Origin of the sequence: Gluconobacter thailandicus F149-1 = NBRC 100600 (genome assembly GCF_000964465.1) — a bacterium.
GTDB lineage: Bacteria > Pseudomonadota > Alphaproteobacteria > Acetobacterales > Acetobacteraceae > Gluconobacter > Gluconobacter thailandicus.
In genome coordinates, this window is the sequence record NZ_BANH01000024.1 from 50,607 (window position 1) to 76,967 (window position 26,361).

At 57.1% G+C, this 26,361-nt stretch carries 27 protein-coding genes; 9 read left to right on the forward strand and 18 right to left on the reverse strand.

Annotation, left to right across the window (positions count from 1 at the left end):
- Nucleotides 1-57: 57 nt before the first annotated feature.
- The 12 genes from rseP to rpoZ form a co-directional block, all read right to left on the reverse strand.
- A complete protein-coding gene (rseP, locus tag B7444_RS07970) occupies nucleotides 58-1,158 on the reverse strand; it encodes an RIP metalloprotease RseP (RefSeq protein ID WP_007282472.1) in 1,101 nt (366 codons plus the stop codon).
- Entirely contained in the window at nucleotides 1,151-2,374 is a 1,224-nt protein-coding gene (gene dxr / locus B7444_RS07975; protein WP_035729944.1) for a 1-deoxy-D-xylulose-5-phosphate reductoisomerase, read from the reverse strand. Before dxr ends, rseP begins: the two co-directional genes overlap by 8 nt.
- Complete coding sequence (locus B7444_RS07980; protein WP_007282474.1) at nucleotides 2,367-3,215, reverse strand: phosphatidate cytidylyltransferase; 849 nt, start codon at nucleotides 3,213-3,215, stop codon at nucleotides 2,367-2,369. The genes dxr and B7444_RS07980 overlap by 8 nt, the downstream gene beginning before the upstream one ends.
- Nucleotides 3,212-3,892, reverse strand: a complete 681-nt coding sequence (gene uppS, locus B7444_RS07985; RefSeq protein WP_048855151.1) for a polyprenyl diphosphate synthase — start codon at nucleotides 3,890-3,892, stop codon at nucleotides 3,212-3,214. Before uppS ends, B7444_RS07980 begins: the two co-directional genes overlap by 4 nt.
- Nucleotides 3,893-3,987: 95 nt before the next feature.
- Nucleotides 3,988-4,554, reverse strand: a complete 567-nt coding sequence (gene frr / locus B7444_RS07990) for a ribosome recycling factor (protein ID WP_007282476.1) — start codon at nucleotides 4,552-4,554, stop codon at nucleotides 3,988-3,990.
- A gap of 71 nt (nucleotides 4,555-4,625) precedes the next feature.
- Nucleotides 4,626-5,363: a UMP kinase gene (pyrH, locus tag B7444_RS07995; RefSeq protein ID WP_016737685.1), complete on the reverse strand. Its 738-nt coding sequence runs from the start codon at nucleotides 5,361-5,363 to the stop codon at nucleotides 4,626-4,628.
- Nucleotides 5,364-5,490: 127 nt separating this feature from the next.
- Nucleotides 5,491-6,378, reverse strand: coding sequence for a GTPase Era (era, locus tag B7444_RS08000; protein WP_016737684.1), 888 nt, complete (start codon nucleotides 6,376-6,378; stop codon nucleotides 5,491-5,493).
- A 25-nt stretch (nucleotides 6,379-6,403) separates the two neighbouring features.
- Nucleotides 6,404-7,138: a ribonuclease III gene (gene rnc, locus B7444_RS08005; protein ID WP_007282479.1), complete on the reverse strand. Its 735-nt coding sequence runs from the start codon at nucleotides 7,136-7,138 to the stop codon at nucleotides 6,404-6,406.
- The gene (gene lepB, locus B7444_RS08010; RefSeq protein ID WP_007282480.1) at nucleotides 7,135-7,950 is read right to left on the reverse strand and encodes a signal peptidase I; all 816 of its coding nucleotides are present in this window, start codon (nucleotides 7,948-7,950) and stop codon (nucleotides 7,135-7,137) included. Before lepB ends, rnc begins: the two co-directional genes overlap by 4 nt.
- Before the next feature lie 40 nt (nucleotides 7,951-7,990).
- Nucleotides 7,991-8,395 carry a holo-ACP synthase gene (gene acpS, locus B7444_RS08015; RefSeq protein ID WP_007282481.1) on the reverse strand — a complete coding sequence of 135 codons (405 nt, stop codon included), beginning with the start codon at nucleotides 8,393-8,395 and terminating at the stop codon, nucleotides 7,991-7,993.
- A gap of 4 nt (nucleotides 8,396-8,399) precedes the next feature.
- Nucleotides 8,400-10,697: a RelA/SpoT family protein gene (locus B7444_RS08020; protein WP_035729939.1), complete on the reverse strand. Its 2,298-nt coding sequence runs from the start codon at nucleotides 10,695-10,697 to the stop codon at nucleotides 8,400-8,402.
- Between the two features lie 35 nt (nucleotides 10,698-10,732).
- Nucleotides 10,733-11,128, reverse strand: coding sequence for a DNA-directed RNA polymerase subunit omega (gene rpoZ, locus B7444_RS08025; RefSeq protein ID WP_007282483.1), 396 nt, complete (start codon nucleotides 11,126-11,128; stop codon nucleotides 10,733-10,735).
- Nucleotides 11,129-11,339: 211 nt separating this feature from the next.
- On the opposite strand from rpoZ, the gene B7444_RS08030 reads away from it, so the two are divergent.
- Both B7444_RS08030 and B7444_RS08035 read left to right on the forward strand, forming a co-directional pair.
- Nucleotides 11,340-11,942, forward strand: coding sequence for a LabA-like NYN domain-containing protein (locus B7444_RS08030; protein WP_007282484.1), 603 nt, complete (start codon nucleotides 11,340-11,342; stop codon nucleotides 11,940-11,942).
- Complete coding sequence (locus B7444_RS08035) at nucleotides 11,939-12,505, forward strand: uracil-DNA glycosylase family protein (RefSeq protein ID WP_186810542.1); 567 nt, start codon at nucleotides 11,939-11,941, stop codon at nucleotides 12,503-12,505. Before B7444_RS08030 ends, B7444_RS08035 begins: the two co-directional genes overlap by 4 nt.
- Here the strand turns inward: B7444_RS08035 and msrQ are convergent.
- Both msrQ and msrP read right to left on the reverse strand, forming a co-directional pair.
- A complete protein-coding gene (gene msrQ / locus B7444_RS08040) occupies nucleotides 12,477-13,106 on the reverse strand; it encodes a protein-methionine-sulfoxide reductase heme-binding subunit MsrQ (protein ID WP_231502899.1) in 630 nt (209 codons plus the stop codon). The two genes, B7444_RS08035 and msrQ, sit on opposite strands and share 29 nt — an antisense overlap.
- Complete coding sequence (msrP, locus tag B7444_RS08045; RefSeq protein WP_035729931.1) at nucleotides 13,093-14,037, reverse strand: protein-methionine-sulfoxide reductase catalytic subunit MsrP; 945 nt, start codon at nucleotides 14,035-14,037, stop codon at nucleotides 13,093-13,095. Before msrP ends, msrQ begins: the two co-directional genes overlap by 14 nt.
- A 79-nt stretch (nucleotides 14,038-14,116) precedes the next feature.
- Here msrP and B7444_RS08050 point away from each other — a divergent pair, with 79 nt between their 5' ends.
- Both B7444_RS08050 and B7444_RS08055 read left to right on the forward strand, forming a co-directional pair.
- Entirely contained in the window at nucleotides 14,117-14,989 is an 873-nt protein-coding gene (locus tag B7444_RS08050; protein ID WP_007282488.1) for an NAD(P)-dependent oxidoreductase, read from the forward strand.
- Between the two features lie 71 nt (nucleotides 14,990-15,060).
- Nucleotides 15,061-15,669, forward strand: a complete 609-nt coding sequence (locus tag B7444_RS08055) for a superoxide dismutase (protein ID WP_007282489.1) — start codon at nucleotides 15,061-15,063, stop codon at nucleotides 15,667-15,669.
- An 80-nt stretch (nucleotides 15,670-15,749) separates the two neighbouring features.
- Here the strand turns inward: B7444_RS08055 and yajC are convergent, their stop codons facing one another.
- On the reverse strand, nucleotides 15,750-16,094 hold the full coding sequence (gene yajC / locus B7444_RS08060; protein WP_007282490.1) for a preprotein translocase subunit YajC: 345 nt from the start codon (nucleotides 16,092-16,094) through the stop codon (nucleotides 15,750-15,752).
- 17 nt (nucleotides 16,095-16,111) lie between these two features.
- Between yajC and B7444_RS08065 the strand changes: the two genes are divergently transcribed.
- Nucleotides 16,112-17,065 carry an ATP-binding protein gene (locus tag B7444_RS08065; RefSeq protein ID WP_007282491.1) on the forward strand — a complete coding sequence of 318 codons (954 nt, stop codon included), beginning with the start codon at nucleotides 16,112-16,114 and terminating at the stop codon, nucleotides 17,063-17,065.
- 147 nt (nucleotides 17,066-17,212) lie between these two features.
- Entirely contained in the window at nucleotides 17,213-18,631 is a 1,419-nt protein-coding gene (locus tag B7444_RS08070; protein ID WP_231502898.1) for a Hint domain-containing protein, read from the forward strand.
- A gap of 74 nt (nucleotides 18,632-18,705) precedes the next feature.
- On the opposite strand, the gene B7444_RS08075 is transcribed toward B7444_RS08070, so the two are convergent.
- Nucleotides 18,706-21,246 carry a TonB-dependent receptor gene (locus B7444_RS08075; RefSeq protein ID WP_007282493.1) on the reverse strand — a complete coding sequence of 847 codons (2,541 nt, stop codon included), beginning with the start codon at nucleotides 21,244-21,246 and terminating at the stop codon, nucleotides 18,706-18,708.
- A gap of 126 nt (nucleotides 21,247-21,372) precedes the next feature.
- Between B7444_RS08075 and B7444_RS08080 the strand changes: the two genes are divergently transcribed.
- Nucleotides 21,373-22,488, forward strand: coding sequence for a Rieske 2Fe-2S domain-containing protein (locus B7444_RS08080; RefSeq protein ID WP_007282494.1), 1,116 nt, complete (start codon nucleotides 21,373-21,375; stop codon nucleotides 22,486-22,488).
- Entirely contained in the window at nucleotides 22,485-23,501 is a 1,017-nt protein-coding gene (locus B7444_RS08085) for a bifunctional GNAT family N-acetyltransferase/(deoxy)nucleoside triphosphate pyrophosphohydrolase (RefSeq protein WP_007282495.1), read from the forward strand. The genes B7444_RS08080 and B7444_RS08085 overlap by 4 nt, the downstream gene beginning before the upstream one ends.
- A 47-nt stretch (nucleotides 23,502-23,548) precedes the next feature.
- Here the strand turns inward: B7444_RS08085 and B7444_RS08090 are convergent, their stop codons facing one another.
- Nucleotides 23,549-24,442 (reverse strand): SMP-30/gluconolactonase/LRE family protein, encoded by an 894-nt coding sequence (locus B7444_RS08090; protein ID WP_007282496.1) that lies wholly within the window; start codon nucleotides 24,440-24,442, stop codon nucleotides 23,549-23,551.
- A 100-nt stretch (nucleotides 24,443-24,542) separates the two neighbouring features.
- On the opposite strand from B7444_RS08090, the gene B7444_RS08095 reads away from it, so the two are divergent.
- Nucleotides 24,543-25,307: a competence/damage-inducible protein A gene (locus B7444_RS08095; protein WP_007282497.1), complete on the forward strand. Its 765-nt coding sequence runs from the start codon at nucleotides 24,543-24,545 to the stop codon at nucleotides 25,305-25,307.
- 44 nt (nucleotides 25,308-25,351) lie between these two features.
- Here B7444_RS08095 and B7444_RS08100 read toward each other — a convergent pair whose 3' ends face one another.
- Nucleotides 25,352-26,326, reverse strand: a complete 975-nt coding sequence (locus B7444_RS08100) for an acetyl-CoA carboxylase carboxyltransferase subunit alpha (RefSeq protein ID WP_186810545.1) — start codon at nucleotides 26,324-26,326, stop codon at nucleotides 25,352-25,354.
- Nucleotides 26,327-26,361: the final 35 nt, after the last annotated feature.

Here is a 26,361-nt window from a genome sequence, read left to right on the forward strand (position 1 = left end):
CCCCCCACCATGCAAGATCTCCCTTCACTCACGAAGAGTTACGGGGCGTATCCCTACCTAGCTTCCGACGTGAAACATCCAGTGAAACAACCCGATATTTGTCAGGTCATTTATCGTGGAAAAAAGGAAAAGCGCGCCGATAAGCGCCATTCCGACCTGCATGCTGACGTCCTGCACACGCCGTGAAACAGGGCGCCCCTTGATGGCTTCAACAGCATAAAAGATCAGTCGTCCACCATCGAGAACCGGGATCGGAAACAGGTTTATAAGCCCAAGATTGATGGACAGCAGCGCCATGAACGACACAATGCTGGCCATGCCATAGCTGGCAACCTGACCAGACATCTGTGCGATTCGGATCGTTCCGCCGAGTTCTTTCGCGCTGCGCTGCCCGGAAAGGATCTGCCAGACGCCCTGAAGCGTGCGAACAGACATCGTCCATGTTTCCTGCACACCCATCACAGCGGCTTTAACGGGAGAGACCGCATGCCCCGGAGACGCCGCGAAACCCACACCCAGCACGCCGGTGGCATGCGAGCCACTTTTTACTGCACCAATGGTGACAGGTAGCGTCAGATCCTCACCGTTACGACGAACTCCAAGTGTTGTCGTGTCGTTCGGGTGAGAGGCAACCGTCCCCATAACATCTTCAGGACCTGAGATGGAGAGTGAGCCAATACGCGTGATCACATCACCCGTCTTCACGCCTGCCTTTTCCGCAGCGCTCCCCACGACAACCTGGGAAATGTCGTTCCGAAGTTCAGGCTTCCCCACTGTCGCAAACAGAAGGGTGAAGGCAATGATCGCGAACAGAAAATTGAAAACAGGCCCCATGACAATCACCAGAGCCCGTGAGCCCACGGGTTTGTCATGGAATGTCCTGCCCGGAATCCAGGCGGCTTTCTGCTCATCCGTCGCGTCATCCGGTCCTTCAAACCCGTGAGGCTTGACGTACCCTCCGAGTGGAATTGCGCTCAGACGCCATTCTGTCCCCGACTTGTCATACCAGCGACGCACAGCCGGTCCGAAACCGATGGAAAAGGTCTCAACCTTCACGCCTCGCCAACGCGCGGCGAGGTAGTGCCCCAGTTCATGAATGAAAACCAGAATGCCAAGAATCAGAACATAGGCGATGATGGTGCGCAGAAAATCATGCATGCAGGGCGTTCTCGCTCGCTGTATTTCGCAGACGGCCGCTTTCCCGAAGAATATGCTCTTCAGCAAGCGCGCGACCACGGGCATCCCATTCCAGGACTTCATCCAGTGTCGTCAGCTCAGGGTTTTCAGTCATGGCCTGAAGAGCACTGTCGATCGTCTCACCAATACCAAGAAAACCGATCCGACGGTTCAGAAAAGCATCAACGGCAATTTCATTCGCCGCTGAGAAGACCGCCGGAGCCGCCCCCCCTGCCCGCAGCACCTGTCTCGCCAGTCGCAGTGGAACAAAACGGACTTCGTCAGGAGCTTCAAAATCCAGACGTCCAAACGCCGTCAGATCCAGCCTCTGACACGGCGTTTCCATCCGCTGCGGCCATGCAAGGGTGTGCGCGATAGGAATGCGCATGTCCGCCGAACCCATCTGAGCGACAAGACTACCATCCCGGAACTGTACCAGCCCATGAACCACAGATTGCGGATGCACCAGCACATCAATCCGGTCTTCGGTCAGACCAAACAGCCGGGCAGCCTCAATCACTTCCAGGCCCTTGTTCGCCATCGAAGCCGAGTCAATTGTGATCTTGGCACCCATTGTCCATGTCGGATGCTTCAGAGCCTTCTCTGGGGTGGCCGCTCGCATATCTTCCAGGGAAGACTGACGAAATGGTCCACCAGACGCCGTCAGAACGATTTTTTCGACCGTACTCATGTCGCAGCCGCCAAGTGCCTGAGCAATGGCGTTGTGCTCTGAATCCACCGGCAGCAATGTCGCACCAGCCTCACCAACGGCGCGAAGCATGACATCGCCAGCACAGACAAGCGCTTCCTTGTTGGCCAACGCGATGGCGTGACCATTACGGGCAGCAGCGAGCGTTGGCTCCAGCCCTGCTGCACCTGTGATGGCTGCCATCGTCCAGTCAGCTTCCATGGCACCAGCTTCAATGACAGCCTGACGCCCGGCAGCCGTCCGAATACCGCTTCCAGCCAGAAGGGATTTCAGTTCCTCGTGCAGACTTTCATCATGAATGACAGCAATTTCCGCACGCAGTTCGCGCGCCTGTTCTGCCAGAAGCGCAACATTGCGTCCGCCAACCAGGGCACGAACTTCGATATCCGCCGCCACGCGCTTGAGCAGATCAACCGTTGACGTGCCGATGCTGCCCGTACTGCCAAGAACACTGATCCGGCGAGGCTTGGCCACAGAACCGTCAGTCATGAGAAGAACCCCCCTGAGGAATGGTATGATATGCAGACCCGCCTACCAGATCCGCAGGAGTGACAGACCAGAACACCTGTCCGAAGGCTGCCAGAGAGAGAAGAGCGGCCAGTGGAGCCGCAGCCAGAAGGCCATCAAACCGGTCCAGTAGACCGCCATGACCAGGAATGAGTGTGCCAGAATCCTTAACGCCAAGACGGCGCTTGGCCGCACTTTCGATCAGATCGCCACTTTGGGAAAAAATCCCCAGCACAGCGCCCCAGAACAGACCACCGCCGACAAACCCCAGGCCAGACAGCCATGCCACCGCGCCCCCTGCGAGGGACGCTCCCATGAGACCGCCGATCGCGCCTGAACGGGTTTTCCCGGGTGAGATAGAAGGCGCCAGCTTTGGACCGCCAAAAATACGCCCAAAAAGATACGCAAAGCTGTCACTGGCGATCACAACGCACAGAACGAACAGAACACTTTCAAAACCCGCCGGGAGATGACGCAGCCAAAGCAGCGAAAGGCCACCCAGAATAGACACGATCACCGGAATGCAGGCAGGCACACCGAAGACAAGGCTCGGCCAAACCATCCAGAACGCGCCACTCCATTCTCCCCGCAAGGCAGCAACGCCAGAAACTAGCGGCCAGAAAAGAAGAAGAATACCGCGCCAGGTTGGCAAAGGCTGGCGGATGAGGGTTTCCCCTTCCCAGACCAGCCCGAACATCGCCAGCAGGATAAGCGCATTGTAAATCATGCCGCCCTGCCAGAGGCAGATCCCGGCAACAGTGACCAGAATAGCAGCCGACGACAGCCGCAGCTTCAGATCAGACCAGCGGGACGAACCACTCATGCCGGACGGCCACCAAAACGCCTCTGACGGCCAGCAAAATGGGACAGCGCCTGAAGAAACTCAGCCTCACCGAAATCTGGCCATAGAACATCCATGAAAATCAGTTCGGCGTAGGCACTCTGCCAGAGCAGGAAATTGGAAAGACGGCACTCGCCACTTGTTCGGATGACGAGATCAGGGTCTGGCATGTCTGCCGTCTGCAAGGCGTTCGTCAAGCTCTCTTCCGTGATATCCGAAGATGCCAGCTCACCTCGTGCAACCTGATCGGCCAGCCGCCGTGCAGCCTGCGCAATGTCAGCACGACCGCCATAGGATAACGCCAGCGTCAGAGTAAGCGTCTTGTTGTTGAAGGTCTTTGCTTCCGCGCGTCTCAGTTCCTCGCGCAAGGTTCCCTCAAAACGTTCTGGCTCTCCAATCACTCTCAGCCGTACGCCCTGTTCATGGAGTTCGTTAAGCTTGTGACGGAGGTAAAAGCGCAGAAGAGATGTCAGATCGCCAATTTCTTCCGCAGAACGACGCCAGTTTTCCGAAGAAAAAGCGTAGAGCGTCAGGTAACGAACACCCTGACGGATAGCGGATTTGACGCATTCCTGTACGGACTCCGCACCTCTCCGATGGCCAGCCAGAACAGGAAGGTTACGCGAACGCGCCCATCGCCCATTGCCGTCCATAATCATGGCGACATGCACAGGAACGACGCCCCCCTCCCCATGAGGGGACAAAGGGGCAGCCACGCTGGATTTAGGTGCGGATCCGATCGTCAAGAGAGAGGTCAGACCTGCTTGATCTCGCGTTCTTTGTCCGCGAGAATATCGTCTACTTTCTTGACGTACTGATCCGTCAGCTTCTGGATGGAATCAGACCAGGTCTTCATGTCGTCCTGACTGATTTCACCCTTCTTTTCGAGCGCCTTCGTCTGCTCCATGCCGTCACGACGAACACCACGGATCGCAATCTTGCCGTTCTCAGCGTAGCGATTGGCGGCGCGGGCAAGCTCATTACGACGCTCTTCCGTCAGCACTGGAATCGGCACGCGGATGGTCTGTCCGTCTGCAGCCGGATTGAGGCCTAGACCACTATCACGGATGGCGCGCTCTACAGCACCCACAACCGTGCGATCCCAGACAGAAACCGTCAGCATACGTGCTTCAGGAACGGCAATGGAGCCAACCTGGGACAGCGGCACTTCCGAACCATAAGCTTCGACACGCACCGGCTCCAGCAGGTTCGGGCTCGCACGACCGGAACGAAGGCCGGAGAGGTCACGACGAAGGCTCTCAATCGCACCGTCCATACGGCGCGTGAGATCATCCATCAGGTCTTTCAGGTCAGCAGGCATAAGCTGTTCCTTTGCAAAATCGACGTAAGGTTCAGGATATTATCCTGAAAGGTTCGTTGAAAATGAGGCTTTCAGCCAGCCTCAATGACCCGCGTAAAGCGACCTTCGCCACGCACGACAGTGGCAAATGCGCCCGGAGCATGCATGTTAAAGACCACAATCGGCAATTTATTTTCACGGGCAAGGCTGATGGCTGCCGCATCCATGACATTCAACTGCCGGGCCAGAACATCCATATAGGTCAACTGGTCATAACGCACGGCATCCGGATTGCGACGCGGGTCATCTGAATAAATTCCGTCAACCTGCGTTCCCTTGAACAGGGCGTCACATTCCATTTCGTTGGCACGCAGGGCTGCGGCCGTATCCGTCGTGAAGAACGGATTGCCCGTCCCTGCCGCGAATATGACGACCCGCCCCTTCTCCATGTGACGGACAGCACGACGACGGATATACGGTTCGGCAATCGCCGCCATCTGAATGGCCGTCATGACACGCGTCTCAAGCCCCTGACGCTCCAGACCATTCTGAAGCATCAGCGCATTGATGATCGTTGCCAGCATGCCAGCATAATCACCTTGCGCACGATCCATGCCGCGCGCTGCCGCAGACAGGCCACGGAAAATGTTGCCACCACCGACAACCAGGCAGACCTGAACGCCGGATGCCACAACCGCAGCAATATCGGCGGCGACCATATCCACCATTTCCGGGTCTACTCCACCGGAGCCCTTGCCCATCAGTGCCTCACCGGACACCTTGAGCAGGACGCGCTTATAGGAGGGGCTTTCTTCTCGTTTGTCGGTCATCGTGCCCGTCTCTTGCTGGATTGTGGTGACTTTGCGCCTGTTCATACAGACGCAGACGGCTGGGAACAAGCGATGTCAGAAGAGAGGCATCAGAAGACACCCTCCCTCCTCTGACAGACGCCTGTTGTTATTCTTCCAGCCCGATCGCTCTCAGACGGGCTTTTTCCTCATCCCATCCGGCACGTTCCTTCACGTTCAGGAAAAGATGGCATGTCCGCTCCAGCAGCCCCTGAAGCTCCTGACGTGCGCGCGCACCAATGGACTTGATCTTGTGGCCACCTTCTCCGATCAGGATGGCCTTGTGGCCCGGGCGAGACACATAAATTGTCACCTCGATGCGAACCGAGCCATCAGGACGTTCCTTGAAGCTCTCGGTCTCCACCGTCGCCTGATAGGGAATCTCTTCATGCGTCTGCATGAAAATCTGCTCCCGAACCAGTTCTGCCGCGAGCAGGCGGTCTGGCAGGTCGGTCAGATCATCCTCTGGATAGAGATACGGACCTTCCGGAAGTTCACGCGCCAGATGGTTCATCAGGTCTTCGACGCCATCGCCGGAGCGTGCGCTCAGCATGAACACATGCTCAACACTCAGCAAACCACTGACTTCCTGCGTCAGGGGAAGAAGCTCTTCCGCACTGACCAGATCCGTCTTGTTCAGAACCAGCCAAACCTTCTTCTTGCCTTCAGCCAGCTTACCGATGATCTCACGAACATCCTCGCGCAGACCTGCTTTCGCATCGATCAGCAGAAGCGTGAGATCAGCATCCTGCGAACCGGTCCAGGCGGCATTCACCATAGCCCGGTCCAGACGACGGCGCGGCTTGAAGATACCCGGCAGGTCAACGAGAATAATCTGGGCGTCCTGATGAACCACAATCCCCAGCGTCCGGAAACGCGTTGTCTGAGCCTTGGGGCTGACAATGGAGAGCTTGGCACCGGCAATCCGGTTCAGCAGGGTTGATTTTCCAGCATTCGGCGCCCCGACAAGGGCGACGAAACCGCAGCGTGTGGTCATGTTCCTATCCTTTTCCACATGCGCCTCACGACGCTACGTCTTGACCAAGAAGTGTCAGAAGATCAATTGCGGCGGCACTTTCTGCCACACGCTTGCTTCCCGCCTCACCGCGTCCCGTCAGACCCCGGGCCTGAACAGCAACGCGGAAGACCGGCGCATGCGACGGCCCTTCAGCGGCAAGAAGCTCATATTTCGGGAGCGGGAGGCCCTGCGACAGGAGATATTCCTGCAACAGGGTCTTGGGCTCCTTGTGGGGGCGCGCCTGATTATCAATCCGGCTGCCCCACTGCTTGCGAACAACCTGGCGCGCAGGCTCCAGCCCGGCATCCAGATAGAGTGCCCCTAGAAGAGCCTCCATTGCGTCCGCGCGAATACTGGACAGACGCCGAATTCCCGCAGCCTCTTCATGAGGGGAAATTCTCAGCGCTGAAGACAGTCTGATGTCGTCCGCAATCTCAGCCAGAACTGGACGCGATACCAGATGCGCATGCCTCGGACCGAGCGCCCCTTCCTGCTCCAGCGGATACTGCTCAAAGAGCCATTCCGCCATCAGCAGACCCAGAACGCGGTCTCCTATAAATTCAAGCCGCTCGTTTGAACCGGTCCCCTTCGGCCCCTGAGTACGTTTTCCTCTACGGGGATCACGCCCACTGACGGCCGAGCGGTGCGTCAACGCTTCCAGAAGCAGGTCCCGGTTCGCAAAGCGATGACCGAGCGCCTGCTCCATGGCCTCCATGGCCTCTTCCTGTGACAGCTTCATGTGACAGGATGCAGAAAGCGATTCCAGCGGATCTCGACAGGCCAGTACCAGAACTGCCACGCCGGATGCCGCAGATCGATTGAGAACAGGACCATCGGCGCACGACCGACAAGGTTCTGCATCGGCACATATCCGAGGTCGTCCGGACCATCTCCCTGGAAGCGGCTGTCGGCGCTATCGTCGCGGTCATCGCCCATCGCAAAGAAATAGCCCTGCGGCACAACGTATTCAGGGGTATCGTTGGCAAAGCCTTCGTCTGTCAGCTTCAGGATTTCATGATCGACAGACGGCCGCCCAGCACTCCCGGGCAGACTTTCACGATATCGCTCTCCGCTGAGAAGACGATTGTTCTCGTCCAGCACCTCATAATGTCCGAGAGACGTCCGCGGCACCTCAATTCCGTTCAGGAAGAGCTTGCCACCTGTCATCTGGATATGATCACCCGGCAGACCGACAATCCGCTTGATGTAGTCAATCGATGTGTTCTGCGTATAGCGGAAGACGGCTACATCTCCGCGATGCGGCTCCGCTCCCATGATCCGGCCATTGAACAGGTTCGGTGAAAACGGAAATGAGAACCGGGAATAACCGTAGCTGAACTTCGAGACGTAAACGAAGTCCCCGATCTGCAGGGTTGGAATCATGGAACCGGACGGAATGTTGAACGGTTCGAATACCAGAGAACGCACAGCCACAACTGCCAGTACCATCAGGGCGAGCCAGCGTACGGTCTCCCCCAGAGATTCTTCACGGGCTGCTGGCTTCACGCCAGCCTTCTCTGAACCCTTCACGGGGCTTTTCTCCTGAGTCATGAGACGCTCTTAACGCAGCTTGCCCGCAATGGCGAGCGCTTCAAACCTTAACAGACTGAATGATGACCTGCGCCAGAGCAAAGGGAGGATCGTCCGTCAGACTGACGAGCACATCTCCCCGACATCCTTCAGGCGTCATTCGCTCCAATGCAAGACGGGCCCCACCGGACAGAACAAGCCTTGGCGCGCCCTTCTCATCATTCAGAACACCAATGTCCTGAAGCTGCACACCCTCAGCTACACCAGTTCCCAATGCCTTGACGCAGGCTTCCTTTGCCGCCCACCGCTTGGCATAGCTTCCCATACGGGCCGCGCCTGAGAGGCGCTCCGCATGGGTGCGTTCAGCCTCTGTGAAAACCCGCGCCAGAAAACGTGCGCCAAACCGGTCAATGCTGCGCTCAATGCGGGAGATCATGCACAGGTCCGTTCCCATGCCGAGAATCACGCCGTCACCCCTTCGCGCGCTCGACCTGCATGACGCCTACTGCGGTCCGGAATGCAGCAATCAGGGACGAAAGGTGCCTCAGATCACGCACTTCAAGATCGACCAGAATTTCCATGAAATCGAGCTGGCGGTTTACGATCTTCAGATTAACGACGCTGCCACTATGCTTGGCCGCCGTATTGGTCAGCGTTGCCAGAACTTCTGGCTCGTTAGCTGCAATAACGGACAGACGCGCCGTATAGGGCACCGCATCCTTGCGGCGACCCAGAGCCTCATAATCCCAGTCGACTTCAATGAAGCGCTCTGGTGTATCGGCAAAACTCGAAAGATTCTGGCATCCACGCCGATGAATGGTCACGCCCTTGCTCTGGGCAATGATTCCAACAATCGGATCCCCGGGCAACGGACGACAGCAACCTGCGAAACTGGTGGCAATACCCGTCCCGATGCCCTTGAGAATATTGGTCGACTGGACAGGCACTGGTCGCGCAGAGCCGTTGCCCGCGCCAAGAAGAAGTGACTGACCAAAGCGCGGAGACAACCCAGGCACCATCCGCGGAGCGCGACCGGTCTGACGCAGATCCGGATAAGCCGTGTTGACCACATCTTTCGGGCCAAGCTGACCATTACCAACCGCGACATACAGATCTTCCACGGAAGCCTGCCGCAGTTCCTTCAGGATGCCATCCAGCACCTTTTCGGAACCGTCCACACCTTCCTGACGGAACGCTTTGGCAATCGCAGCACGCCCATTGTCCACATGGACCTGACGCTGCTGAGCCGCCACAAAGCGCCGCACACGTGCACGCGCCTTGCCTGTGACGACGAACCGTTCCCAGGACGGAGACGGCGTGCCGCCGCGAGCCGTCATGATCTCGACCTGGTCGCCGTTCTGAAGCTCGTGACGCAGCGGCATCAGCCGCCCGTTCACCTTTGCCCCTACGCAGGTATCACCAACCTGACTGTGAACCGCGTAAGCAAAATCTACCGGCGTTGCGCCACGCGGCAGGGAGATCAGCTGTCCCTTTGGCGTGAAGCAGAAGACCTGATCCTGATAGAGCTCAAGCTTGGTATTCTCGAGAAACTCGTCGGGAGCCTGACTGTCTTCCAGAATTTCCAGAAGGTCCTGAACCCAGCGCAGTTTGCGATTTCCAGCCCCAAAAGCGGAAGACAGCGCCGCTGCCTCGCGCTCGCTGGGAGTCGCGTTTTCCTTGTAAGCCCAATGCGAAGCAACACCATTCTCGGCGAGGTCATGCATCTCGGCTGTACGGATCTGGACTTCGATTTTCTGGTTCCGCGGATGCCGCAGCGTCACCCCGGTGTGAAGGCTCTGATAGCCGTTCGCCTTCGGGGTAGAAATGTAATCCTTGAAGCGCCCGGCAATCATTGGGTAGGCGCCGTGGATCGCCCCCAACGCCATGTAGCAGGCATCACGGGTTGGAACGAGCAGACGGAATGCCATGATGTCCGAAAGCTGCTCGAACGCCACGTTCCGGCGCTGCATTTTTTCCCAGATGGAGAAAGGCGATTTTTCACGCCCGGTCACTTCCACCTTGTCGAGGCCAGCCTCCACACACAGAGCAATCAGTTCCTTGCGGATATGCTCAATGATGTCAGCCCCCTGCCCGCGCAGGAAGTTCAGGCGCGCGCGGATGGTCGCGTCGGCTTCCGGCTCAAGCTGGGCAAAGGAGAGGTTTTGAAGCTCCGTCTTGACCCGATCCATACCGATGCGCTCGGCCAGAGGCGCATAAATATCCATGGTCTCACGGGCGATACGCTGCCGCCGGTCCAGCCTCTGGACATAATGCAGCGTGCGCATGTTGTGCAAACGATCGGCGAGCTTGACGATCAGAACGCGGATATCCCGCGACATCGCCAGGACAAGCTTCCGGAAGTTTTCCGCCTGTTTCGTCCGGTCTGACTGAAGCTCAAGCCGCGTCAGCTTCGTCACACCATCAACGAGAGAGGCAACATCCTCGCCAAAACGGTTTTTCAGGGACGCACAGGAGACACCCGTGTCCTCAACCGTGTCATGCAGCAAACCGACAATGATGGACGTCGTGTCCATCCGGAAACCTGCAAGAATATTGGCAACCGCAATAGGATGAGTGATGTAGGCGTCGCCATTATCCCGGCGTTGCTCATTGTGAGCATCAGCCGCCAGATCATAGGCAGCCTCGACACGGGACAGGTCGGCTGTCGGATCATAACTTTCGATCCGACGGAGCAGCCCGCTGATGGAAGGTTTGAAATCTCCCGTTGCGACAGCGGTCCGCTCAACAGGAGGAGATGCGTCAGGCATGATGCACACTCCTCTTTGTCAGGATAGCAGAGAAATCAGCGGCGACCCCGGCCACCCAACTCTGCTTCAATGGCAGCAGCTTCGTCGGAAGACATGTTCTCGGCCATGTGAGCATGTTCTTCTTCGGAAGACACATCCTGCAGACCAAAGATGTTCTGGTCGGTCGGGATGATGTCCATGACTTCTTCGTCTACTGGCTCCGGCTCCGGCGCACGCGCCAGCGAGCGGATGATGCCATCACGCAGACCAGTGAGGCTCAGCTTGTCTTCAGCGATTTCACGCAGTGCAACAACAGGGTTCTTGTCATTGTCACGGTCAAGCAGCATTTCTTCGCCACGAGACAGAGCGCGGGCACGCTGGGCAGCCAGCAGAACCAGCTCGAAACGGTTTGGAACCTTTTCGATGCAATCTTCGACGGTTACACGCGCCATGCGACTGGCCCCCTTCGGGTAAAACTACAAAAAATGGATACAAGAAGAAACTGGCATTAGCACGCTGATCGTGGCAATGCAACGCGTGCCCGCTTTTCTGCCATAATCACAAAGAAAACTTAAGTGTCTCCGGGATCGTTTGACCTGTTCATGGCAGGACCACCTAACAGCTCCCTGCGCGGGAAGATCATTTTACAACCAGGAATATCATATGCTTCTGCGTCAGAACGAACGCACCGCTCTCTTCATTGATGGCGCCAGCCTTCATCATGCTGCACGCAACCTCGGGTTTGAAGTCGATTTTCGTAGCCTTCGTTCCCTGTTTGAAAGCCAGTGCCAGTTTCAGCGTGCCTTCTATTATGCGGCCATGCCTGAAACGGACGACTACTCCCCTCTTCGCCCCCTGACAGACTGGCTCGCCTATAACGGTTTTCATCTTATCCTGAAAAATGCCCGTGAGTTTACGGATCATTCAGGAAGACGCCGTATCAAGGGGAATATGGATGTCGAACTCACCGTCGATCTGCTCGAACAGTCTTCAAGACTGGATCATGCCGTCATCATCAGCGGTGACTCCGATCTGCGCCGTGCGGTTGAAGCCGCCCAGAACCGGGGCGTGCGCGTAACCGTTATTTCCTCGATGCGCTCGACGCCGCCGATGATCGGAGACGATCTGCGCAGACAGGCTGACCGCTTTGTGGAACTGGCCGATATCGCCCCGTCCTTCACCCGCCGCCAGTCAGAACAGCGGACCCGGCAGGCGCCCGTTCGTCATCCAGCCGACATCAACAGTGACGAGACCAGCGATACATGACACCCCAGGCTTCTTCCGGATCAACCGCACCCATCCCAGTGCCCCCGGCACCAGAAACAAACGCAGATCATCAAGGCCTCGGCCCCCTGTCTGCCGAACTTCTGGTGATCTGTCTTGATCCGGCAGAAGCCATCCAGACACTTGTTCCCTTCCTGGAAGAACAGGAAATAGTTTTCACTTCGGAAGAGAATGCCGCTCCCCTCATCATGGGACGGATTACCGGAGTAACAGCTTCGCTGCCCACCGACGGCGTTCCTCAGCCAGAGGAGCTGGAACTGTGCAGCGCAGCTCTTTGTCGCGAACTTCAGACCATGACGCAGCTTCGCCTGGTTCTGGTACTGGGTGTCAGTGCCCACATCATTGCGCTTGGAGCCTGTGGCATCCCCCTGACGCGCCTTGATTTCAGGCCCGGCGACATCACACGCCTTCCTGATGGCCTGCTTCTTGCAGATACCTGTCATCTTCCATCAGAACCAGCGAGCGAGGATCTTCTCGTTCAGCGGAAATACGTCCTCACGTCCCTGATGCCAAAGATCAAGGCTGCCTTGCGCCCTTCCGCCTGAAACCGCTCCAGATCATGGGTGCCCTTGCCAAAAGGACGAGTGCCAGCAGGCTCAGATAGAGCGCACTTGTTCCATTCAGGGTCTTGAATGACAGGAAGAAGTGAATGCCAGCAAGAACGGCTGCACCGTAAACAAAACGATGCAGTCGCTTCCAGCTTCTCTTCAGGCGTTTCATCGAAAACCGGTTGGACGTCAGAGCCAAGGGAAGCAGGAACGCAAGCGCCACCATGCCGAGGATGATGAACGGTCGGTGCGTCAAATCCCGCCAGAAAATTCTGACATCAAACTGGAGGTCCAGCACCACATATGCAGCCAGATGCAGAACGGCGTAGAAAAAGGCGAGCAAACCGGTCAGCCTACGGAAACGCAATAAATTGAAGCCGATCAGTCGCTGAATTGGCGCCAGCGCCAGACAGATCAGCAGAAAGCGGAACGCCCACAGACCAAGAGAGCGCTCAAAGACATTGACCGGGTCTGCCCCCAGATCCCCGTTCTGTCCCTGCAAAACGAGCCAGACGGCAGGAAGCAGGCCGAGCGGATACAGAACAACAGACCAGTAACGCCGCATAAACGCCGGCACCCGACTTCTAGAAATTGTCATGCAGGTTCATGCCGCGATACAGGTCCGCCACCTGCTCTCCATATCCATTGAACATCAGAGTCGGCTGACGCTTCGTGCCGAAAAGCGTTTTGGAGCCGATGACACGCTCACTGGCCTGGCTCCACCGGGGATGATCCACCTGCGGGTTCACATTGGCATAAAAACCGTACTCGCTTGGCGCGAGACGATTCCATGTTGTGGGAGGCTGCCTATCCAGAAGACGAATGCGCTGGATGGATTTAATACCCTTGAACCCGTATTTCCACGGCACCACCAGCCGGATCGGTGCCCCGTTCTGGTTGGGCAGGCTCTCACCATAAATCCCGACAGCCAGAAGCGTCAGCGGATTCATGGCCTCATCCAGCCGCAAGCCCTCAACATACGGCCAGGAAATTCCGGAGAAGGCGCTACTCTGTCCCGGCATTTCCGAAGGCCGCACGACACTTTCAAATGCGACATATTTTGCTCCACTTTCCGGCTCGGCCGCCTGGAGCAATTTGGCCAGTGGAATACCATCCCATGGAATGACCATGGACCAGGCCTCCACACACCGCATCCGATAGATCCGTTCTTCAATGTCGGACGACTTCAACAGGGCACCGACATCCAGCCGCTGCGGCTTTTTCACCATTCCGCTGATTTCCAGCGTCCAGGGCAGCGGGTGGAAATCACCGGAATGGGAGACCGGATCATCCTTCTCCATCCCAAACTCGTAAAAGTTATTGTAGCCAGTCACGAACTCTTCAGGCGTCGGCGCCAAACCGCCGGAATATGGGCCCGGATGCGTTTTCAGTGCATCCGCGCTGGCAGTACCGGCAAGAGCAGCCGTCAGGCTCAGAGCGCCTGCCCCGAGCATTTCACGACGTGACAGATAGACGTCTTTGGGTGTGATGTCCGAGGACGCCGGACGCGGATAGCGAAAAATCGCCATGATCAATTTCCGATCTGGATGAAACTCTGGCAGCCATAATGCGTGAGTTTGTGCAACGCATAGTAAGGAGCCTGTTTGCATGCCCGATATGAAAATCGGTTTTATCGGCTACGGCGCCATGGCCCGCCTCATGGGGGCGAACCTGCGACGTGCCGGATATTCAGTGGTGGCCTTTGCACCTTCAGGCGGCAAAGACGAGACGGAGATGCTCCCCACGCCTCGCGCCATCGCTGAAGCGGCAGACGTTGTCATTCTTTGTGTGCCTAACGATGCTGCAGAGAACCAGTCTCTGCACGGCGATAACGGAATGCTCGCTGGCATATCCGCCGGCAAGCTGGTTCTGGATACATCCACCGTTTCTCCGGAGCAGGCCCTCGCACTGGCAAAACTTGGCGCGGAGAACGGTTTCGTCGTTCTCGAAACCCCGATGTCTGGCAGCACGCCAGAAGCCGAAACGGGCGATCTGGTCATGCTGGCAGGCGGTGACGCGGAAACCGTGGAACGAGCCCAACCGATTCTGGATATCATCGGGAAACTGACGATTCATGCCGGACCAATCGGTTCGGCCGCACGTCTGAAGCTTGTCATTAACGGCATCATGGGCGCGACACTGAATGTCGTGGCGGAGGGCGTCAGTTTCGGCCTTTCGGCCGGTCTGGACCGGGATGTTCTATTTGACGCACTTCAACAGGTCGCGGTCATCAGCCCCCATCACAAGCGCAAGCTCAAGATGGCGCAGGACCAGTCTTTCCCGTCGCAGTTCCCCACACGCCTGATGTCCAAGGATATGGGACTGCTTATGGATGCGGGACGGAAGGCAGGGGCTTTCATGCCCGCCATGGCCGTGGCGGATCAGGCTCTGGCTCTTTCGAACCGTCGCCATGCCGATGAAGATTACTCAGCCCTGCTCGGCGCGATGGAACACAGCGTTGCCAACACGCCTCATAAATGAGATCGATTATGACAGTGGTCACCTCTCAACCGTGAGAGAATGACTTCTTCATTTTGCCAAGGAGTAACATCATGGCCTTCGAACTGCCTTCACTGCCCTACGCCGCCAACGCGCTCGCAGGCGCAGGCATGTGCCAGGAGACCCTGGAACTTCATCACGGCAAGCACCATCAGGCCTATGTCACAGCCCTGAACGGCTTCGTCGAAAGCAAGCCGGAACTGGCTGGCAAGTCCCTTGAAGAGATCATCGCCTTCTCTCATGGCAAGCCTGACATTGCTCCGGTTTTCAACAATGCCGGCCAGCACTGGAACCACATTCTGTTCTGGAAGAACCTGTCCCCGACAGGTGGCAAGCTGCCGACATCTCTTGAAAAGAAGATCACGGAAGACTTCGGTTCCGTGGAAGCTTTCAAGACCGCATTCAAGCAGGCTGCCACAACGCAGTTCGGCTCCGGCTGGGCCTGGCTCGTTCTCGACAAGTCCGGCAAGCTTGCCGTGACGAAGACGGCCAATGGCTCCAACCCGCTCGCCGAAGGTCATGGCAAGGCCCTTCTTGGCCTCGACGTCTGGGAGCACGCCTACTACCTCGACTTCCGCAACCGCCGTCCGGACTACATCACCAACTATCTCGACAAGCTGGCGAACTATGAGTTTGCCGAAGCCGAGCTGAAGTCTGCCTGAACTTTTCAGACAGTCTAAAAACGGAAAACGCCCCGACCGGTCTCCCGGCGGGGCGTTTTTCCTGGCGCCTTACGATCCGATCAGGAGTCGTTTGCAGCCTTGTCGCGGGACACGATGTTCGTGATCGTGCTGCGAACGATCTTTACGCGAACGCCCTGAGCGATTTCGACATCAACCTCGTCACTGCCGTCACGTGTCGCCTGCACGACACCGACGATACCGCCAGCCGTCACGATCTTGTCACCGCGACGCAGGGCACCCTGCTCTTCACGCAGCTTGCGCTGACGCTGCTGCTGTGGGCGGATCAGCAGGAAATAGAAAACCACGAAGATGAAGAGCATCGGGGCGAACTGAAGCACCGTCGGGTTCGCAAGGAGCCCGCCGCCATCGGCGGCCTGTGCGGAAGAAATGAACAGACTGCTCATGGAATATTGGTCCAGTCTTGAGTGAAACGTGCGGGGACCATATCGTCCGGAGTTTCCCCGTCAAGGACGGGCGCTTCCTTCATCACTGGCACAAAGCGAATTCCATGACCGATCACGCCCTGCTCAGCGTCCTTGAACGTATTGCGGACAGCCTGGAGCGCATGAGCCCCAAACCGCCAAGTGCTGATAGTCTGAAACATCATGATGCGTTCATTTGGCAGGCTGCAATGGGCACACTGGCTCCTGTCGAGAAGGTTTCCGGTGTCTCCCTCTCCCTGCTTAGGGGGATTGAGCGGCAGATTTCGCAGGTCATGACGAACACCCGCCACTTCGCAGAAGGCTTCACGGCCAATAATGTGATGCTTTGGGGCGCTCGTGGCATGGGGAAGTCCTCGCTGGTGAAGGCTTCGATTGCCACGGTCAACGCCGAGCAGCGCGCCAAGGGAAAGCCAACGTTGGCCCTGATCGAAATCCAGCGTGACGAACTTTCTACCCTTCCGAAATTACTGGCCGTTCTGCGCACGACCGATCGTCGCTGCATCCTGTTCTGCGATGACCTGTCGTTCGAAAGCCAGGACGCCGATTACAAATCCCTCAAATCGGTTCTGGATGGCGGCATCGGAGGGCGGCCGGACAACGTGCTCGTCTATGCCACCTCGAACCGTCGTCATCTGATGCCGCGTGACATGATCGAGAACGAAACCGGCAGTGCCATAAATCCCTCCGAGGCCATCGAAGAAAAAGTCTCTCTTTCAGACCGGTTTGGCCTCTGGATCGGTTTGTATGGGGCGAGCCAGGATGAATATCTGGAGATCGTCAACGCCTACGCCGAAGCTCGCAAACTCCCGATCTCACCCGAGGACCTGCGCCGCAAAGCGCTTCAGTGGGCACTAACCCGCGGCAGCCGGTCAGGTCGCGTCGCCGCGCAGTTCATTGATGATCTGAGTGCGGAACTAGGTCGACCTCTCTGAGAGCTCACAAAAAATCCGCTCCCCCGTTAGAAACATAATTGGCGGTCTGCGGAAAATATTTCCGGAAAGACGTCAATTAGTATGTTTCTTTATTCCTCACATAATCTATAAGTTAGCATAATACGAACATTTCAAAGGATGACCGACATGCCTGGTAAGCAGGTTATACAGAACGGAACATACACCCTGACTCTTGCCAACTTGAGCAGCAGCGGCAAGGTTTCGAATGTTTTTACAGATGTTAAAGTAACGGTGAGCGGGCAGACCCTGTCCTTCACAGCTGACGGTACGTCTTATTCATATACTTATGACTACTCGTGGGGCTCCACGTCCCTGAATGAAATCATCGCAGGGAATGGTCATGGCGGATATTACATAATCACAACATCCAAGAGCAATATCGGGACATCTTACAAATATACTTACAATTCAGATACATCCAAAAATCAGTGGACCGTCACAAATAACGGTACGACCTATACCCTGAGTCAGGATTCCAGCATGTCCTCGACAGGAAGCTTCGATCCATGCTTCCTGGCCGGAACTCTCATCCAGACGCCCAGCGGCTTGGTAGCGGTCGAAGATCTGAAAATTGGAGATGTTCTCTCCATCACTCTCCCGAATGGTACGGCAGCAACCCGGAAAGTCATCTGGGCCGGATCAAACCGGAAGCAGACTTTCCCGTGGCAGAATGATGATGAAGCTGGCTATCCCGTTCGGATCCTGAAAAACGCAATTTCTGAAGGCATTCCGTTTAAGGATCTTCTGGTAACTGCCGAACACTGCCTCTTCTTGAACGGGCATTTCATCCCTGCACGTATGCTTGTGAACGGTCGTTCCATTTCCTACGACCACTCCATCACTTCTTATGACTATTACCATGTCGAAACTGAGGATCACGCGATCATCACGGCCGACGGCGTCCTGACCGAAACATATCTCAACACGGGCAACCGCGGCATGTTCAGCCAGAGCGGAACGGTTGTCAGCCTGAGCAGCCCGTCCAAAAGCTGGGAAGCAGATGCGGCCGTCCCTCTCACGACAGACCGCGCCATTGTCGAACCCATCTTCCGCGAAATCGAAGCACGCGCGGAACAGGTAGCCCCTCACACAGAGAGCACACAGACTGTTCTGACATCCGATTCAGACCTGCATCTCCTCTGCGATAACGGCAGCACACTCCGTCCGGTAAAGAGTGAAATGGGCAAGGTTGAATTCCTGCTACCCGCAGGTGTCCGCTCCATACAGATTATGTCTCGTGCCAGCCGCCCTTCAGACGTGGTTGGGCCCTTCCTGGACGACCGTCGCGAACTGGGCGTTCCTGTGGGCAACGTTACGATCTCGAACGCCAAAGGTACCCAGAAGATCACGTCCCACCAGACCACCGCGTCCCTTTCGGGCTGGTATCCTACGGATGCGTCCCGTTATCGCTGGACGGCAGGAAACGCCTGGCTCTCTCTTGAAGAGCGCAAAGAAGACGGCATGGCCGTTCTGAGCATGGAAATTGCCGGTTCCGGTCCCTATATCGAGTCCGTAAACGAGACTCAGACCGCACTCCGCGCCTAATCGTTCCGGGACTTACTCACAAAAAAAGCCGCCCGGCGAATGTCGGGCGGCTTTTTCTATGCTTTATCTAATCATCAGAACGACGCGCTAACCGTTCCAAAGAACTCACGAACCGCACCCCGCTCCATGGACTGATAATCACCCGTCGCAGGGTTATCATTCTGGCCCATCATGGCGATGTATTTCGTGTTGAACAGATTATAGACGTTGAAGCTCGCCGTGACGTCCTTCAGCACACTCAACTTGCCGAAACGATACTGCATACCGGCATTCGCCAGCCAGTATCCGCCAACGGATGTATCGTTCATGAAGCTGTAGTAGCGGCGGCTGTAGTAGTTGGCATCGAAATGCGCCGTCGCGCCCTTCCAAGTGTAGGAGACGGACGTCTTGTACATCCAGGCCGGATAATTAACGATGTTCTTGCCCGCCAGCGCATAGAATCCGCCAGACGTATCAACGTCCCGGTCGTATGTACCTTTGTTGTAGCTGACGTTGTTGCTGATGCTCAAACCTTCAACTGGCGTCAAAGTAATATCGCCATTGGCACCCGTCATAGAGATGTGCCCGAAGTCGATCACCTGAGACACCGGATTGGTCAGGGAGCCAACCGCCGCTGCAAGGATCGGATGGATCACGCTGGCGTGATAGACGGTCGCATTCGCCTGAAGATACTTGGACGTATAACGATACCCGCCAAGATAGACCCACGCCTTGGACGGCTCGAGAGACTTCTTCTGCGCCTGGAAGGTCGCCTGATCTTCCACCGAGTAAACCGAGTTCGCCACACCATAGGCCGAGACCTCATAAGCGCGCATGTTCTCGGCCACATCCACATACAACTCATGGTGGCTGTTGATGTGCCAATCCAGGTTAATATGCGGCAGGAAGGCCTGAGAGGCGGTCAAAGAGCCATTCGGCAGTTCGTCTGAGCCAGTCCAGTCCGCATTGTTGTAGTTCGCACCGCCAGATGTCGTCGCAACCATGGACTTGAACCCGGCGTGCAACGTCAAACCTTCGGTCAGGCGGATGCTGTCCTGAAGGTGGAACTGCATGACATTGGTCGTCCAGTCGAAGTTGTAGCCCTGCAGGAAGGCACGCCCGTAAACATCATACGGTCCAACAGCCTTGAGAGGGGCGCCTTCACCCAACAATGGCTGCTGGTAGTTGAACAGGCCGGCCTGCTGGGTGTTGTTCTCATACCAGACACCACCCTCGATCGTGTGACGCCCCCACTTGTAACGCAGGCTCGTATCAAGACCGTAGCGCTCCTGACGGTTCTGCCAGACTTCTTCGGAGAACGGCGCACCGTTCGGGGACGGATCTTCAGAGTCCGTATAACTATAATAACCAGTCTGGCTGTTGCCATAGACCGTCGTGTTCCAGGTCAAACGATCGGTCAGCGCCAGATCGAAATGCAGGCCGCCCATGTAGTTGGTTTCAGCCTGACCACCATCATACATGGCGATTTCAGAGCCATTGATGCCAGGAACGCCACCATAGCCTGCCGGAAGAGCAGCCTCACCATTGGCAATCCGGTACGCCAGACCATAATTCGGATAGAGATGCGGCGTCCGCCAGCCAAGGTTCTTCAGAATCCCGATGGACGTATCAGGATAGTTCCACTGCGCCAGACTGGACCAGTTGAAGAATGCAGACATGCGGCTGCGCTGCCCGATGGGCTGCACGAGCTTGGCGTCAACCTGCTGCATGAACTGGTCGCCACTGCCCATCCACATACCTTCATCCGTCCGGGCATAGGACGTGTAGAACTTCGTGCCGGAGGTGTTCAGCTTACCGGAATCCAGTCGAACGTAAGTGCGATAGGAATTGTAGCTACCGAACGACTGGCTGACCTTGCCGCCACGCGTGTCGTTGGGATCAGACGACCCGATCTGGATCGTCCCGCCCAGCGTGTTGGTCGATGGCAGTTCCACGGAGCCAGCCCCCTGAGACATCCGCATGGACTGGATATCGTCCGGAATGATGGAAGAGGCGAGGCTCATACCGCTAACAGACTGGTAGGTCTGATCGTTCAGCGGAACGCCATCAACCGTCACGCCCATCTGGTTCATGAAGAAACCGCGGACGTAAAGATTTGCCCCAAAACTGTCGATTCCAAACGGATCTGTAGACGTGAAGCTGACACCCGGCGTCCGGTCCAGCATCCGATACGGGCTGGTGCCCGGCACGAACTGCCGCATGACAGCCTTGGAAACAGCCTGCTCGGCATCACGCCCCGTCAACTGACGGGCGGTCACGGAAACACTCTCGGTCGAACGGGCTTCCACATTGGTGCGACGAGAGCGCTTTGCTGGGGCTGCGGGCGCAGCAGGTTCAGAGGCAGCCGGAGCAGCATCTTGAGGGGATGGCGCATGCCGATGCTTCGAGGCGACCGCTTTCGTCGTCTGAGCGGCATATAGCTGAGAAGGAAAGGCCAACAGTGCAATGGAAGACAGAAGCAGGGGTTTTGTGCGCACTGAGGCCAATACTCCGGAAATATGTGGGGCTATGAAATCAAGGAAGCGGTGTCCTAGCCAAGCATCTTTATTAGGCAAAGCCTTTGCAGCCGTGGATGATGTTTCAATGACATCCAACCTGTGCTTTTCCAGCCTCATGTTGCCCAAATGACGCGATTTACCGCGATACGCCCTTCCCCCTTCCGGTCGGGACCTTTTGCCTGTTAGGCTCGTTTTAGAAAGACGCCTTTCAAAAGGCCCGGCTTTATAAGGATCGGGATTTCAATGTCGCAGAGTACCGTAGATGCTGATGACATCATCAGCAGCATCTCCCCCAACGAGCTTCCAGCCCGCAATACAGACCTGCGTCGCATCCGCTCCAACCCTGATTACTGGTACCCTGTCGCGTGGTCCCATGAAGTCCAGCGCGGCAAAACCATCGGCACGCGCTATGCCGGACAGCCTATCGCCCTCGTCCGCCCACAGGATGGCAGCGTCTTCGCACTTGAAGACCGCTGCGCTCACCGTCAGGTCCCCCTCAGCCTTGGCCGTGTCAGTGGTGAAGCTGTGCAGTGCTGCTACCATGGCTGGGCTTACGGCCGTTCAGGTCGCTGCATTGATGTCCCTTATCTGGGCAAAAACAAACTTCCCAATGGGGTGCGCACCTATCCTTGCCGGGAAGAAGGCGGCCTGATCTTCATCTTCCCCGGAGATCCGGCAAAAGCCGACACCACACCTTTCCCGTCTCTCGGCTCCGTTCGTGATCCGGCCTACAAGACGCGTCGTTTCGGCAAGAAAGTCGCCTGCCACTACAGCTTCATGCACGAGAACCTGATGGATATGAACCATCAGTTCATGCACATGAAGCAGATGGGCCAGATGAAACCCCGCTTTTTGGGCGGCAAGGACGAGCCAACCCTGGTCGAGGCCCGGTACAGCTTCGCCCGCACAAGCGGAAAACAGCCCTGGGGTGAAGCCCTGATCTTCGGCGAGCGCCGGGACGCCAGTGAGCGCTACGCCCATCGCGACGTCATGACGATCCGGACGGAATACCCCTACCAGACCCTGCGTATCGCCACGGGTGACGAACCGCCAGTCATGGATCTCTGGATCGTCTATGTCCCACAGGATGCGGAACAGAAAATCTGTCGTGTTTTTGGTCTCCTGTCGGTTCGCAAACCGAAAGTCCGGGTTGTTCTGGATCTGGCATGGCCGTTCCTGATCGCCTTTACGGAACGGATTTTCAAGGAAGACCGTGATATCGTAGAGCTTGAACAGGCCGCCTGGAACGAGTTGGGCGGCGATCACAATCAGGAAGTCTTCCCCGTCATCAACACGCTGCGCCGCCTGCTGGCGCGTTGCGGCGTCCCTGAGGAGCAGGATTCAATAAGCCCGACATGACACCTGAACTGAAAGCGGGGGATTTTCTTTTACGTCCCCTCCGCCCGGAAGACGCACCAGCCGTCCACCGCCTTGTGAACGACTGGAGCGTGGTCCGCATGCTCAGCCGCCTTCCCTTCCCCTATCCACGAGATCTTGCCGAGAAATGGATCGCATCTACTCTGGAAGACAGCGCACGTGGCGAAGCTCACCACTTCGCCGTAACGCGCAACGGAACCCTTCTGGGAGCGGTCGGCCTGGTCCTGTCAGACGATAGACGTTCGGCTTCTCTCGGATATTGGGCCTCGCCCGCCGTTTGGGGGCAGGGCATGACGACGGCTGCGGCTCAGCGTGTCGTGGAATGGGCTTTGCAGGTTCTCAAGATTGAAAAGCTGACAGCAGATGTTGCGGTCGATAACCCCGGCTCTTCTGCTGTCCTGCGTAAACTGGGTTTTCAGGAAACAGGCCGCGGCAGCCGCCGCTTCGTCTCCCGCGGAACTGATTGCCCCATCATTATTCATGAACTGACCCGCTCAGGCTTTCTTCAGCAGGAAGCAACCATTCAGGACGCTCCTCCTCCACCCCCTGTGCAGGAAAAAGCCTCCACACCTGCCGCTCCCCCATTGCCAAAGCCCCGGACCCTACTGGTCGTAGCGGCAGCCCTTCTGGACACGCAGGGACGTATCCTCCTCGCCCGTCGCCCGGAAGGAAAACGGCTGGCCGGTCTATGGGAGTTTCCAGGCGGGAAGGTCGAACGGGACGAAACACCCGAGCAGGCCCTTATTCGGGAAATGAAGGAAGAACTGGACGTGGACCTGACAGGTTCATGCCTCGCACCCTTCACGTTCGTCAGCGAGAACGCTGGCCCCTTCCACCTTCTGATGCCGCTTTACGTTGTCAGACGGTGGCGGGGAACGCCTGCACCCCGCGAAGGGCAGGAACTGGCCTGGGTCAAAGCTGCGGATCTGGCGAAATATCCCATGCCAGACCCGGATCTGCCGCTCATTCCCCTCTTGCAGGAACTTCTGGGATAGATTGAAAGAAAAGGGCCGCTTTCCTGATACGGCCCTTCCTCTCTGCTTCAGTCGTTCAGTTTGAACTCTTTCTGCGGAACACCGGCAATATCCGTCCTGAACGCGAACAGCGAGCCAGCCTGCGGCTCCTTGGCCAGCATGGCTTCGTCCAGCCCCTTACGTGCCGTCGTGACGAAAACGGTTTTCAAATCGTCACCACCAAAAGCAACCTTCGTGACATTGCTCACAGGCATTTTAATAGCCGGAAGTTCTGTCCCGTCCGGACGGAAACGGGCCACCCGACCACCCAGCCACGTACCACACCAGAGATTGCCCTCGCTGTCCGTGACGATCCCGTCCGGGTAACCCTGTGTCAGCGTGGCGAAAACGCGCTGGTTGGAGAGATCGCCGTTGTCGTCAATATCAAAGGCATAAATGATCTGCTTCGGACTGTGACAGACATACAGCACACGCCCACACGGCGAGACCGCCGGACCATTCGAGACAATGTAGCCTTCGTGATGATGCGTGATGTCCAGACCATCTTCCGTATGGACAACACGATAGATTGAACCCGTAGGCTCTTCTTCCCCGTCATCCATCGTGCCGAACCAGACCCGACCCAGAGGATCCACACAGCCATCGTTCAGGCGGTTTCCCGGCTTGTCTGGCTCAATTTCCGGACCTGCTTCGAAGTCGCCACTTTCCGGGTCAAACCCATAAAGCCCGTCACGCAGCCCCGCGAGGAAAGTTCCATTCGTAACGGGCAGCAGGAAACCGAGACGATCCGGCGCATCCCATGTCTTGTGTTCACCCGTTGTCGGCGTGAAGCGGTGCACCTTGGCCGCAACGATATCAACGAAATAAAGCGACTTTTCAGCCTCACTCCAGACAGGCCCCTCACCCAGCGTTGCACGCAAATCGAGAATACATTCAGGGAGATGGTGCTTCAGAGTGCTCATGAGTGTCCTGTCTGGAATTGTGCAAGGCCAATGACCGCCCCTGCTCGACAACGCGGGATAACGCGCTACGTTCGCTGCACAGACTATCAGGACGAGACTCATGCTTCAAAAAAACGCCTGCCTGCTCGTCATAGGCAACGAAATCCTCTCCGGCCGTACCCAGGACGCCAACACTCAGGTCTTGGCACGCGCACTGAATGCCCAAGGCATCCGGCTGCTCGAAGTGCGTGTCATTCCGGACATTGAGGATCACATCATCCAGACCGTTACCGAATGCCGGTCCCGATTCGACATCATCTTCACCTGCGGTGGCATCGGCCCCACCCATGACGACATCACAGCTGAATGCATCGCCAAAGCCATGGGCGTTCCGCTGCTACGCCATGAGCCGACCTTCCAGAAACTCGAAGCCCTCATGGGAAAAGAGAAATTCAACGCAGCCCGTCAGCGCATGGCGATGCTGCCAGAAGGTTCTACCCCTATCGAGAACGCCATTTCCGCAGCGCCCGGCTTCAGTATTGGCAATGTGCATGTGATGGCCGGGGTTCCATCCATTTTCGCAGCCATGGTGGAATCTCTGGTTCCCCAACTGGAAAAAGGACCACCCCTGACCTCCGTCAGCTGGCATGCAGCGGGCCTGAAAGAAGGCGATTTCGCAGAAGACCTGCGTCGCTTGCAGGATAAATTTCCGGGAATTGACCTCGGTTCCTATCCATACGGCCTGACAGACGGAACAACCGGAACCGCTCTCGTGGCCAAGGGCTACGAAGCGGCATCCGTCTCAGAAGCGGGAACCCTGCTGCATGATCTCATCATGGCGCATGGCCGTGAGCCGATCAGCGGTGATCCTCCGCACAAGGCATAAAGATCAAAAAAAACCGCTGCCCCAGAGGGCAGCGGTTTTTTGTATCAGTTCAGGGACCCGCGGGTCATGGCCAGGAACTTGTCCCGACGCTTCTGAATAAGAGCCGGCCCGGTGAGTTTCTGAAGCTCCACCAGTTCCTCGGCAATTGCATTACCAACAGCATGAACCGCATCATCCGGCGAACGCTGCGCACCACCGATTGGCTCGGCAACGATCCGGTCGATCAGGCCCAGATTCTGCAGATCCTGCGCGGTCAGCTTCAAAGCTTCCGCAGCAGCAGGTGCGAGCTTCGGATCACGCCACAGAATGGAGGCAGCGGCTTCCGGCGAAATGACGGAATAGATCGAATGCTCAAGCATGAGCACGCGGTCACCGGCCCCAATGGCAATAGCGCCGCCAGAACCACCCTCACCGATCACCGTGACAATCAGGGGCACAGGCGCCTTGAGGCAGATGTCGATGGACTTCGCGATAGCCTGAGCCTGCCCGCGCGCTTCTGCGTCAATTCCCGGCCAGGCACCGGCCGTGTCGATGAAGCTGAGAATGGGCAGACCAAAACGACTGGCCATTTCCACCAGACGCTGGGCCTTACGGTACCCTTCCGGACGAGCCATGCCAAAATTATGGAGCAGGCGCGTTTCCGTATCGTGCCCGCGCTCGGTCCCGATCACAACGACAGGTTCACCACGGAATCGGGCAAGACCGCCGATCATGGCTTCATCATCACCAAAGGCGCGGTCACCGGCCAGGGGCGTGAAATCTGTGGTCAGGAGACGAACATAATCCAGAGCCTTGGGGCGCTGGGCGTGACGGGCAACCTGCACCTTCTGCAGCGGCGTAAGCTTCGCATAGGTTGCACGAAGCTGTTTGTCCGCCTTGTCTGAAAGACGGGCAACCTCGTCATCGATGTTGATGCCGCTGGTGCCGGAGTCCTTCTCCTGGCTGCCCATCTGGCGGAGTTCGTCGATCTTGGTCTCGAGTTCGGCGACCGACTTCTCGAAATCTAGGAATTGGCGCATGGCCAGCCGGATAGCACGCCAGCGCATCCGGAAAC